At 68.4% G+C, this 11,692-nt stretch carries 9 protein-coding genes; 3 read left to right on the top strand and 6 right to left on the bottom strand.

Annotated features, from left to right (window positions below; genetic code table 11):
- Position 1: 1 nt before the first annotated feature.
- Together D3218_RS12655 and D3218_RS12650 are read left to right on the top strand one after the other, a co-directional pair.
- On the top strand, positions 2-895 hold the full coding sequence (locus tag D3218_RS12655) for a transglutaminase family protein (protein WP_119540448.1): 894 nt from the start codon (positions 2-4) through the stop codon (positions 893-895).
- Positions 896-989: 94 nt separating this feature from the next.
- Positions 990-2,126, top strand: a complete 1,137-nt coding sequence (locus tag D3218_RS12650; protein ID WP_119540447.1) for a GGDEF domain-containing protein — start codon at positions 990-992, stop codon at positions 2,124-2,126.
- A 4-nt stretch (positions 2,127-2,130) separates the two neighbouring features.
- On the opposite strand, the gene glgB is transcribed toward D3218_RS12650, so the two are convergent.
- The 5 genes from glgB to D3218_RS12625 form a co-directional block, all read right to left on the bottom strand.
- The gene (gene glgB / locus D3218_RS12645; RefSeq protein ID WP_119540446.1) at positions 2,131-4,356 is read right to left on the bottom strand and encodes a 1,4-alpha-glucan branching protein GlgB; all 2,226 of its coding nucleotides are present in this window, start codon (positions 4,354-4,356) and stop codon (positions 2,131-2,133) included.
- The gene (locus tag D3218_RS12640) at positions 4,353-5,843 is read right to left on the bottom strand and encodes a maltokinase N-terminal cap-like domain-containing protein (RefSeq protein WP_119540445.1); all 1,491 of its coding nucleotides are present in this window, start codon (positions 5,841-5,843) and stop codon (positions 4,353-4,355) included. The genes glgB and D3218_RS12640 overlap by 4 nt, the downstream gene beginning before the upstream one ends.
- A gap of 75 nt (positions 5,844-5,918) precedes the next feature.
- Positions 5,919-7,970 (bottom strand): alpha-1,4-glucan--maltose-1-phosphate maltosyltransferase, encoded by a 2,052-nt coding sequence (locus tag D3218_RS12635; RefSeq protein ID WP_119540444.1) that lies wholly within the window; start codon positions 7,968-7,970, stop codon positions 5,919-5,921.
- Positions 7,971-8,134: 164 nt separating this feature from the next.
- Positions 8,135-8,974, bottom strand: coding sequence for a fumarylacetoacetate hydrolase family protein (locus tag D3218_RS12630; protein ID WP_119540443.1), 840 nt, complete (start codon positions 8,972-8,974; stop codon positions 8,135-8,137).
- Between the two features lie 291 nt (positions 8,975-9,265).
- Positions 9,266-9,655 (bottom strand): tautomerase family protein, encoded by a 390-nt coding sequence (locus D3218_RS12625; RefSeq protein WP_119540442.1) that lies wholly within the window; start codon positions 9,653-9,655, stop codon positions 9,266-9,268.
- A 96-nt stretch (positions 9,656-9,751) separates the two neighbouring features.
- On the opposite strand from D3218_RS12625, the gene D3218_RS12620 reads away from it, so the two are divergent.
- Positions 9,752-10,639, top strand: a complete 888-nt coding sequence (locus D3218_RS12620) for a LysR substrate-binding domain-containing protein (RefSeq protein WP_168990504.1) — start codon at positions 9,752-9,754, stop codon at positions 10,637-10,639.
- An 86-nt stretch (positions 10,640-10,725) separates the two neighbouring features.
- Here D3218_RS12620 and D3218_RS19495 read toward each other — a convergent pair whose 3' ends face one another.
- Complete coding sequence (locus D3218_RS19495; RefSeq protein WP_136625088.1) at positions 10,726-11,673, bottom strand: hypothetical protein; 948 nt, start codon at positions 11,671-11,673, stop codon at positions 10,726-10,728.
- Positions 11,674-11,692 lie beyond the last annotated feature (19 nt).

Raw genomic sequence — 11,692 nt, 5'->3', positions numbered from 1 at the left:
CGTGCTCTACGACATCCGTCTCCTGATCTCCTATCACTATCCGAGCTTCGTAAAGGACGCCCGCCATATCCTGCGCGTCGAGCCGCGCGAGGACCGCGGGCAACGCGTCCTGTCGCGGCGCCTCGCCGTCGAGCCGTCGCCGGGCGAGATGCAGGGCGAGGACGACTTCTTCGGCAACCGAACCGCGCATCTCCTGATCCCCCGCGCCCACGACGCCCTGCGCGTCGGCCTCACGACACGCGTTCGGGTGGATCGACCGACGCCGAACCTCGTCGAGACGCCGCCGCCCGCCGTGGTCCGGCGCCTCGCCGGCGAGACGCGCGACAGCGAGGGCGACAGCCCGATCCACTTCGGCGGCGCCGGCCAGCTCGTCGCCCCCTCGCCCGCGATCGCCGCCTGGGCGGCGCAGACGCTGGACGAGGCCTCTTCCATCGGCCTCGGGCTGCTGGCCCTCGCCCGCCGCATCCGATCCGAGTTCCGCTTCCAAGCCGGCGTCTCGTCGGTGGCGACACGGGTCGAGGAGACCTTCGCCATGCGGCGCGGCGTCTGCCAGGATTTCTCCCACATGATGATCGCCGGCCTTCGCGGCTGCGGCATCCCGGCCGCCTATGCCAGCGGCTTCCTGCGCACCGAGCCGCCCCCCGGCCGGCCGAGGCTGGAGGGCGCCGACGCCATGCATGCCTGGGTGGAAGCCTGGACCGGCCCCGACGGGGGCTGGATCGGCTTCGACCCGACCAACGGGTGCCTTGCGGGCGACGACCACGTCCTGGTCGCGCTCGGGCGCGACTATGCAGACGTCGCACCGATCGACGGCGCGCTGATCACGGCGGGCCCCCAGAAGCACCGCCACACGGTGGACATGGTGCCGGTCGCCGAGGCGGTACGAGATTGTTAACGACAGCTCCCGTCTGCACCGAGATCGCGCGAACCTTGTAAGGAATCCTTCGTTCCTCCGGGTCCAGGGTCGCGGCACCTCAAGACGGTGCCTCATGCAGATCGACCTCTTCACGATATACGTTCTCTGCGCAGCGGTGCTGGGCGTGGCGAGCGCCATGGCCTTCGGGGAAAGCCTGTTCAACCTGCGCCACCAGAAGGTCCTGCGCATCTGGTCGCTCGCCTATGTCGCGTTGCTGGCTGGCTCCATGCTCGTGGTCTGGCGCGCGGAGCTGCCGCCGGTGCTGGGCGCGGGATTGTCGAACGTCCTGATCTTCGTCGGATACGGGCTGATGGTCGCCGGCATCTCGGCCATCGGCGGGCAGCCGGTGCGCGCGCCGCTCGGCCCCATCGCCTGCGGCATCGTGCTGTGGCTCTGGGCCGGCCCCGACCTGCCGCTTCCCCTGTGGCACGCGATGGCCGCGCTGGTGATCGCCTGCATCCAGTTCGCGGGCGTCGCGGCGCTCCTCTCCCCTTCGCTCGCTTCCCTGCGCTCGCGGCCCATCGCCATCGCGATCTTCGTGATCCACGGCATGGTCTACATGGGGCGCGTGATCGCCATGCCGCTTCTCGATCCGGCGACGGACGCCTTCGCGCTCCAGGTCCTGTCCGTGCTCACCATGGGTGAAGGCGTGCTCTACGCCGTAGCCGCCCCGATCACGCTTCTCGCCATGGTGCGCGACGAGGGCGAGAACCGCCTGATCGTCGCCGCGCAGACCGACTTCCTCACCGGCCTCGCCAACCGGCGCAGCTTCACCCAGCAGGCCGGGGAGCGGATCACGCCGGACGGCCCGGCGGGTGTCCTTCTCGTTTTCGACCTCGATCACTTCAAGGCCGTCAACGACACGTTCGGCCACCAGACCGGCGACGAGATCCTGCGCCTCTTCGCCCAGGTGGCGGAAAGCGAGATGAAGCCCAACGCCGTGATCGGGCGGCTCGGCGGCGAGGAATTCGCCGCTTTCGTCCCCTTCTGCGACCTGCGCGAGGGCGAGCGGCTGGCGGATCGCCTGCGCTGCCGCTTCCGCGAAGCCGCCGGCGTGTCCACGCAGGCGGTCGCGGTGACGGTGAGCGTGGGCGTCGCATCCAGCAAGGACCGCGACCTGGAGGCCACCATGGCCGCCGCCGACCGCGCGCTCTACCGGGCCAAGCGGCTCGGCCGGAACCGGGTCGAGCCGGAGACGCTCGCCGCCTGAGCCCTCACCGCGCCGAGGGCACCAGCACCACGGTGGAAAGCGGCGGCAGGCTCAACGCCACCGAGAACGGCCGACCGTTGGCGTGGATCTCCTCCGCCTCCTTGCCGCCCATGTTGCCGACGTTCGACCCGCCGTAGATCTCGGCATCCGTGTTCAGCGCCTCGGCCCAGAAACCGCCGTGCGGCACGCCGATCCGGTAGTCGTGGTGGACGTTCGGCGTGAAGTTGCAGACCACCAGCGCCGCGCCGCCGTGCTTGTCCTTGCGCAGGAAGCTGAGGATCGACTGGTCGGCGTTGGACGTGTCCACCCACTCGAAACCTTGCGGGTCGCAGTCGTTCTCGTAGAGCGCCGGCACGCCGCGATACAGGGTGTTGAGGTCGCGGATCAGCCGCTGGACGCCCTCGTGTTCGCGATGCTGGAGAAGGTGCCAGTCCAGCGACTGGTCGTGGTTCCACTCGGCCGACTGCCCGAACTCGCCGCCCATGAAGAGCAGCTTCTTGCCCGGGTGGGTCCACATGAAGCCGTAGTAGGCGCGCAGGTTGGCGAACTTCTGCCAGCGGTCGCCCGGCATCTTGCCGAGGATCGAGCCCTTTCCGTAGACCACCTCGTCGTGGCTGAGCGGCAGGACGAAGTTCTCCGAATACGCGTACACCATGCCGAAGGTCATGTGGTGCATGTGGTATTTGCGGTTGATCGGGTCCTCCTGCATGAAATGCAGGGTGTCGTGCATCCAGCCCATGTTCCATTTGAAGTGGAAACCGAGGCCGCCGGCATAGGTCGGGCGCGACACGTCCGGAAAGGCGGTGGACTCCTCGGCATGGGTCGAGGCGTTGGGATACTGCCCGCCGACCTGCTCGTTGGTCTCCTTCAGGAAGGCCATGGCCTCCAGGTTCTCGCGCCCGCCGTGGATGTTGGGCTCCCATTCGCCGTGGTTGCGCGAATAGTCGAGATAGAGCATCGAGGCGACGGCATCGACGCGCAGCCCGTCGACGTGGAACCGGTCCAGCCAGTACAGGCCGTTGGCGACGAGGTAGTTCTTCACCTCCGTGCGCCCGTAGTCGTAGATCAGCGTGTTCCAGTCCTTGTGGAAGCCGCGGCGCGGGTCGGCATGCTCGTAGAGCGCGGTGCCGTCGAAGCGGCCGAGCCCGTGCACGTCGGTCGGGAAGTGGCCGGGCACCCAGTCGAGGAGCACGCCGATGTCGGCCCCGTGCAGCGCGTCGACGAGGCGCGCGAAGCCTTCCGGGTCGCCGTAGCGCGCCGTCGGCGCGTAGAGGCCGATCGGCTGGTAACCCCAGGAGCCGTAGAACGGGTGTTCGGAGACCGGCATGAACTCCACATGGGTGAAGCCCATGTCCTTGACGTAGGCCGTCAGTTCCCGGGCCAGCGCGTCGTAGTCGAGAAAGGTGTCGCCCTCGCCGCGCCGCCAGGAGCCGAGATGCACCTCGTAGATCGACACCGGCTTCTCGCGGCCCTGCCAGTCCTGGGGCTTGGCCCGGAAGGCGTCGTCGGACCATTCGTGCTCCACCAGCCCGTCCACGATCGAGGCGGTGGACGGAGCGAGTTCCTGACGGAAGCCGACCGGGTCGGCCTTGAGCGGCAGGACCTCGCCGTGCTTGCCGATGATCTCGTACTTGTAGACCTCGCCGCGCCGCAGGCCGGGCACGAAGATCTCGAAGACGCCGGTGTCGAGCCGCTTGCGCATCACGTGGCGGCGGCCGTCCCAGGCGTTGAAGTTGCCCACCACCGAAACGCGCCGCGCGTCCGGCGCCCAGACGGCGAAGGCGACGCCCGCCACGCCGTCCATCTCGCGCGGGTGGGCGCCTAGCTTCTCGTAGAGCTTGTAGTGCCGCCCCTCGGCCAGGAGATAGGCATCGAAATCGGTGAGGATCGTGCCGAAGCGGTAGGTGTCCTCCTCCTCCCAGGTCACGTCGCCGTGGGTGAAGCGGAAGCGGTGCGCCGGCACCTCGCCCGCGAGGAAGCCGGTGAAGAGCCCATCGACCTCGCCCCGCTCCAGCGTACCGAGCACCTTGCCATCGGCGTCGATCACCTCGGCGCGCTCGGCGCCGGGGCGAAGGACGCGGATCACCGCGCCCCCTTCCGTCCGGTGGATCCCCAGAACCGCGAACGGGTTCTCGTGGCGCCCGAGCGCGAGGGCCTGCGCCTCGTCGCCGTGCAGCGCATGGTCGATGCCGGAGCGGGTCTGCGAACGTGTCGTTTCAGTCTGGCTCATCGGATGACCTGACGCTTTTCGAGAAGAGAGACGATGCCCCGAAGCGGGATGGACAGCCACGCGGGGCGCATCGCCGCCTCGTAGCGCAGTTCGTAGAAGGCCTTCTGCAGCAGGAAGAGGTCGAGGAGACGAAGGTTCGCCTCGTCGACCAGCGACACGCCGCTGGCCGCCTCCCAGGCGTCGAGGAACGCCGCCGCGGTGCTGTCGCGCCATGCGTCGGACGCCGCGCGAGCGACCTCGCCCGCGTCCGCGCCCAACCGGTCGCGCGCCGCGAAAGCGGCGTAGTCGAAGGAGCGCAGCATGCCGGCGACGTCGCGCAGCGGCGAGGTCTTCGCCCGGCGCTCGGCCAGGGGCCGTCCCGGCTCGCCTTCGAAATCGAGGATCACCGCGTCCTCACCCGAGACGAGGACCTGGCCGAGATGGTAGTCGCCGTGGATGCGCGTGCGCCATCCCCCGCCCGCCAGGCTCTCGAAACCGGCGAACCATGCGTCGATCGCCTCGCGCGCGGCCAGGAGGCGGTCGATCTCGGCGCGCAGCTCGGGGCTTCGCTCCGCCTCGCGCGCCAGCACGTCCAGCGCCTCGCCCGCCTCGTGGCGCGCCTCGTCCACGATCCGCTCGAGCGACGCCGCGTCCAGCGGCTCCGGGTCGAAGGCCGCGTCGCCGGTGCGCGTGGCGAGCCCCGCGTGCATCTCGCCCGTGCGCCGGCCGAGCGTGCCACCGGCGTCGAACCGCTCGGCCGGCGCCGCGCCGCCCGAGAGTTCGGCGACGAGATCGTCGGTGACCACGGCCCAGGCGTCGCCACGGTTGGCCACGCGCTCGAACAGCGCGGCGACCGCCGCCCGGCTGCCGTCGGGACGGCGCAGCTCCAGCGAGCCGTAGAGGGCCGGCGCGCCGGTGAAGCCGGTCCGCTCGGTCAGGAACTCGGTGACCTCCAGCTCGGGCTGCTCGCCGTCGCGCAGCCGGCGATAGAACTTCAGGATCCCCAGCCGGCCGATGCCCACGGACGTGTTGGACTGCTCGCCGGACAGGACCTTGATCTCGGCGGCGGGAACCTCGGCCACGGCTCGGAGGCGGTCCGCGGCCGCGCGGCTGCGGCGCGCCACCAGCGCGCCGTCGGCTTCGCCGCCGCTGTCGGCGAGGACCGCCACCACCGCCGCGCAGAAGGCGGGATCGCGCGCCGCGTCCGCCAGCAGCCCGGCGGCCGGGCCAGCGTCGAGCCCATGGGCCGCCCCGCCCTCGGCCGCAGCCTTCAGCGGCAGGAAGTATCGCTGCGGCTCGCCGCCCTCGACCTGCACCACGAGCTCGCCGAGCTCCGCCCCGCCGATCGACAGGCCGACCGGCTCGATGCGGGCGCCGGCTATCCGCTCGGAGCGCCCGGCGAACCAACGCTGCCGGCCGGCGAACTCGATCAGCGCGGCCGGCGCGAGCGACGCCGGGTCGAAGCCGGGGCGCGGGGCGTCGTCCGACCGGGTGGATGGGTGGGTCATGCTGGCCCTTTCGATTCCCATGGGTTCATCTCGCCCGCCGAAGCGGTTCACCGTTCGCCGCGCGGAACGCCGGCGTCAGGCCGAGATGCGGAACACGGCGTAGGGCCGCTCCTCGGGGCGGAACCACCAATGCTGGATCTTCCCGGTCCAGACGAACTGCCGGTCGTCCACGAGGTCCTCGACGGTGACGGAATCCTCGTCCCCAAGACCGAGTTCCCAGAGCGGCACCTCGAAATGCCCGCCCTGCGCGTTGTGCGGGTCGAGGCTCACCATCACGAGGATGTAGGAAGAGCGGTCAGCCGTGCGCTTGGCGTAGTAGAGGACGTTGTCGTTCCAGAAGTTCAGGAACTCGAGGTTGCGGAAGTCGCGCAGCGCCGGCTCGGAGCGGCGGATGCGGTTGAAGAAGGCAATGTCCTCGCGGATATTGCCCTCGCGCTTCCAGTCGAAGGCGCGGATCTCGTACTTCTCGGAGTCCTTGTACTCCTCCTTGCCCGTCACCAGCGGCTCGTACTCGCACAGCTCGAAGCCCGAATAGACGCCGTAGTTGCCCGCGAGCGTCGCCGCAAGCGCGAGGCGGATGCGGAAGCCCGGCCGTCCGCTCGTGTGGAGGAAGAGCGGGTTGATGTCCGGCGTGTTGACGAAGAAGTTCGGCCGCATGAACTCGGCGCATTCCTCGCGCGTCAGCTCGGTCAGGTACTCGCGCAGCTCCCACTTCTGGTTCCGCCAGGTGAAGTAGGAATAGGACTGGTTGTAGCCGACCTTGGCGAGACGCTTCATGAGCTTGGGCCGCGTGAAGGCCTCGGCCAGGAACACCGCGCCCGGATCCACCTGCCGCACCTCGGCGATCAGCCATTCCCAGAAGGGAAAGGGCTTGGTGTGCGGATTGTCGACGCGGAAGATGCGCACGCCCTTGTCGAGCCAGAACAGGACCACGTCGAGGAGCTCCCGCCAGAGCGAGGGGATCGCCCCTTCGCGGTAGAAGTCGACGTTGACGATGTCCTGGTACTTCTTCGGCGGGTTCTCGGCGTATTTGATGGACCCGTCGGGCCGCCAGTCGAACCACTCCGGATGCGCCTTGATCCAGGGATGGTCGGGCGAGCACTGAATGGCGAAGTCGATGGCGATCTCCAGCCCGTGGTCGGCCGCGCGGGTGACCAGCCGCTGGAAGTCGGCGAAGGAGCCGAGCTCGGGGTGGAGGTCCTTGTGGCCGCCCTCGTGCGAGCCGATCGCATAGGGGCTGCCGGGCTCGCCGTCCTTCGCGGTGACGTTGTTGTTCTTGCCCTTGCGGTTGGACTGGCCGATCGGGTGGATCGGCGGGAAGTAGAGGACGTCGAAGCCCATCTCGCGGATGTCGGGAAGGCGCGCGATCACGTCGTCGAACGTGCCGTGGCGGCTCGGATCGCCCGACTGGGAGCGCGGCATCAGCTCGTACCAGGAGGAGAACGCGGCCCGCTCGCGATCCACCCAGACGGGCACTTCCGCGCCGTAGGACGACAGGTTCTCGCGAAGGCCCACGTCGCGAAGAAGGGCGATCGTGGACGCCTCCTCGAAGGCGGCGTAGACGGCCGCGCCGTCGCCCTTGGCGGCCAGCTTGGCGACGCGCTCGCGCAGGGCCTTCAGCGCCTTCTGCTGCTCCTTGCTGCCGCGACCGGAGCCGGCGGCCTTGTCGAGCAGGATCGCGCCCTCGCGCAGCTCCAGCGCGATGTCGACGCCGGCGTCCTTCTTCTTGCGCGTGTCGCTGGCCCAGGTCGCGAACGTGTCGCGCCAGGCGAGGATCGTGAAGCGGTAGGGGCCCGGCGTGTCGAAGGCGACGGTCGCGCCCCACCGGTCGTTCGAGATGAAGGCGAACGGCGTCTCGCGCCAGTTCGCCTCGTCCGCGCCGCGCGTCAGCAGCGCGGCGGCGATGATCTCGTGGCCGTCGGAGAAGATGTCGGCGGTGACGGTGAGCGGCTCTCCCTCGGCGCGCTTGACCGCGAAGCGCCCGCCGTCGATCTCCGGCTCGACGCCCTCGATGGCGACGCGATCCGAGGCGAGGCGCTGCAGGCGCTCCAGCGAAGCCGCGGCAGCGGCCTTGCGGCCTGCGCCGTCGCGCTTCTTCGGCTTCGATTCGGTTTCGGCCTGGGACATGGGCGGACCTTCCTGCTGCCAGTCGGGAAACCGGACGGCCCTCTCGAACGGCCGCCCCGACGCGCAGAAGGAATAGGGGCCGGGCGCGCCGGTTCCAGTGCGCCCGGCCCTTTTGACGGGCCGATTCTTCGCCGGGGCGCCTCGAGGGCCGCCCCGCGCGCCCCTCAGGCGGAGAAGACCTGGCGCTGCTCGCCGAGCTGCGCGTTGCCGAGGGTCACGATGTCGCCCGCCTTCAGGAAGACCGGCGGCTTCATGCCCGCGCCGACGCCGTGCGGCGTGCCCGTGGTGACGACGTCGCCCGGCTCCAGCGCGAAGAATTCGGACGCGTAGGAGACGATCGTGGCGAAGTCGAAGATCATGTCGGCCGTGGAGCCGGTCTGCATGCGCTGCCCGTTGACGTCGAGCCAGAGTTCGAGGGCCGCCGGGTCATGGATCTTGTCGCGTGTCACCAGCCAGGGCCCGAGCGGGCCGAAGCCCGGCGCGCTCTTGCCCTTCAGCCACTGCCCGCCGCGATCCTTCTGCCAGGCGCGCTCGGACACGTCGTTGCACAGGCAGAAGCCGGCGACGTAGTCCATCGCCTCGGCCTTCGAGATCTGGTGGCAGCGCTCGCCGATCACCAGCGCGACCTCGACCTCCCAGTCGACCTTGGTCGCGCCCCGTGGGATCGTCACGCCGTCGCGCGGGCCCGCGATGGACGACACCGCCTTGTTGAAGAGCAGCGGCTCCTGCGGCACGTCCGAGCCGGTCTCGGCGGCGTGCTCGGCGTAGTTGCGCCCGACGGCCACGAAATTGCGCGTGCCCGCGACGGGCGGTCCGAGCCGGTGGCTCGGGTCGGTCTTGGGCAGGCTCTTCGGGTCCAGCGCGCGCAGCTTCTCCAACCCCTCGCGCGACAGGACGGGGCCCGCGATGTCGGCGATCTCGCCCGAAAGGTCGCGCAGGTGGTTCTCGGCATCGATGAGCCCGGGCTTCTCGGCCCCGGGCTCGCCAAATCGGACCAGACGCATGTGTCACCCTCTCCGTTGCGGGGCCGCGCCCCGTTCGGCATCAGGCATAGGCCGAAGCGGGCGCCGGAGGCCAGGGCTCATGGATCGGGAGGCCGGACGTCGGCGACAAAACCTTGCGAGCGCCATCCGGGGACGTGCCCCACCTTCGGCGGAAGCGAGCCGCACCCCGGCCTCGGGCGAAGGACCGCCTGCCGCGCGGGCGGTGTCGGCCTTTCTACGCCACTCTCGTGCGGATCGCATCGACCCCGAACCGGACATCCGCGATCGGTTCGCCTAAGGTCGGGCTAGCGATCAGGTAGCTGCTACCCGTCGAGCCTCCTGCGTCAGTCCTCCGTATCCCCAAGCGTCGGCTGACACCTCGTCGACCACGATATAGGTTGCGAGCGGTAGATTGGCGCCGAGCGCGCTCCTGAGCAAATCATGCGCCTGTCGAACGAACTCGACCTTCTCGTCCACGCTGTTGGTACCGGCTGTGATCTTCACGTCGAGATGGGCAGCACGGGAGACCGGCTGACCGCCGATGCTCCAGCGCAACGTGTCGTGTGTCTCGACGAGGACGGCCGTTAGGTCGGCCTTCTTGCGCATGACGCTCGCCATGAGCTTCGTCGCTCCTTCTTGAAGGGCTTCGATCTGTTCTAGTCGAGGTTCCGCACCGGCGATGCGGATATGAACGAAGGGCATAGCGGTTGTTCCCGATCCGGTTGACGGGAGGATCATGCCGCCCCACGATCGTTGCGACTATCGCGTAGTTTCAAACCCACGCTCGAGAAGAACTGAATGGTGCGCAGCCCCGTCAACCTCGACATGGACGTGCTTCGGACCTTCGTCATCGGCACCGATCTCGGCAGCTTCGCCAAGGCTGCCGACCGGCTCGGGCGCTCCCCGTCCGCCGTCAGTCTCCACCTGCGCAAGCTCGAGGACCAGATCGGACAGCCGCTCGTGCGCAAGCAAGGTCGCGGCCTCGTCCTGACAGAAGCGGGCGAGATGCTGATGGGCTACGCCCGCCGCATCCTCGATCTCAACGACGAGGCGAGGCTGGCTCTCGGCGGTCTCGCGGGGTTGGAGGGCTGGGTGCGCGTCGGCGTGCCCCAGGACTTCGCCGAGACGTGGCTCCCCCTACTGCTGGCCCGCTTCCAGCGTGCTCACCCGAAGGTCCGTGTCGAGGCCCGGGTCGACCGGGGCGCCGCGATGGCGGATGCGGTCGGCGCTGGCGCGTTGGATCTCGCCCTGACCTGGGGGGAGATGGGCAAGCCCGACGGCCAGCTCGTAGGTGAACGGCGGCTTGCCTGGATCGCGGCAGCAGACCACCGCATCGTGGATGGCGACCCGCTCTCGCTCGTCGCCTTCGATGCGCCCTGCGCCTTCCGGCACCGTGCGACAGAGGCGCTCGACGCGGCGGGTCGCGCTTGGCGTCAAGCGTTCTTGACTTCGAGCCTTCTCGGGGTCTGGGCCGCCGTCCGGGCCGGCCTCGGGGTCACGGTGCGGACCGTGGACGCGATCCCATCCGATCTGCGCGAGCTGCATCTCGACGATGCTCCCCTTCCCGATCTCGGATCGCTTGCGCTGGTGCTTCACCGAGCGCCGTCGAGGACAACCATCGCAGATGCGTTCGCGGCCTTGCTCCTCGTTGCCGTCGAGGCCGGGAGAGGAATGGAGGGCTCCTGACGACCCATCCGCGTCATTAGGAACGCGTGCATCCCAATTCCAAGAGCGGACATACACTTTTGGTCGATGATGGCTATGAAAGCACATCACCTCCCAACAACCACGGGAAGCGAGTAGTTGCCTGGGGGGACGCCGCCCAGTGACGGGCACGCTTGGAGCCGTGCAGCGATACTCTCCGCAGCCAACTGATATGTTGGAGAAGATGGCGAGCGAAGCGACGCGATTTTCACAGACGGGGCATCGCCCTTGGCGCCAATGACGATCTTGAAGAGGACCTCGAGGGGCCGTGGAATGTCGTGTGGGGCTTTGACGCAACTTGCAAACACCCGATTGATTTCAGCCATACGATCGGCCGGAAGTGCTGGTGCGGGAGTTGATGCGGCATCCGAAGGCTGTACAAATGACGCCTCCTCGAAGCGATAGCGCTCCATCGATAGCCCGTACGAGGACTGCTTGCCGATGACGACGATCGTCCGCCCTTCCCATTCGGTGGAGTGACCCCGGCGCTGCACACCGCATAGCTTGTCGTCATAAAACCGCGGATGGACTGCCCTCACACCGCGGCAGCTTCGACCGAACTCGAAACCTTTGATTTTGAACGGAACCTCAACCTGGGTCTTTGTTGCGAACTGGTGCAGCACGAGCGGGACCCAAAGGGTGACGATCAGCCATCCAGAGAAGAAGGCCATGCCAGGGGTAAACAGCAGGATGAGCACGAACTTGCCCTGTCCGAACTTTGACTCGAACTTCCCCTCGTTGTGCTCAAAGCCCCTGCTTTTCCAAAGTCCCCACGTAAAACTGACAGCAAGGATGCTCCCCAAGAAATAGGCATAGGGTTCGTAAGCAGCCGCTTTCTCAGCCAGCCTTAGGAACTGACGTGACCGCAAGAACTGGAACGCGTGTTCGACAATGAAGGGTACGCACAGTGCGAGGGAGATGACGAAGAAGAACTGTGCAAGGCGCTCACGAGGCCACCATCGTTTCTTCTTCGGCTTCTCAACACTGGAGCCGTCGAGGTTCGATCCGCTGCTCATGTCCGCTCGGCCCTCCGGG

The sequence above is a fragment of the Aureimonas flava genome (assembly GCF_003583935.1).
GTDB classification, from domain to species: Bacteria; Pseudomonadota; Alphaproteobacteria; order Rhizobiales; family Rhizobiaceae; genus Aureimonas; species Aureimonas flava.
The sequence above is the reverse complement of the archived record's forward strand: the minus strand, read 5'-3'. Positions and strand labels throughout refer to the sequence as shown.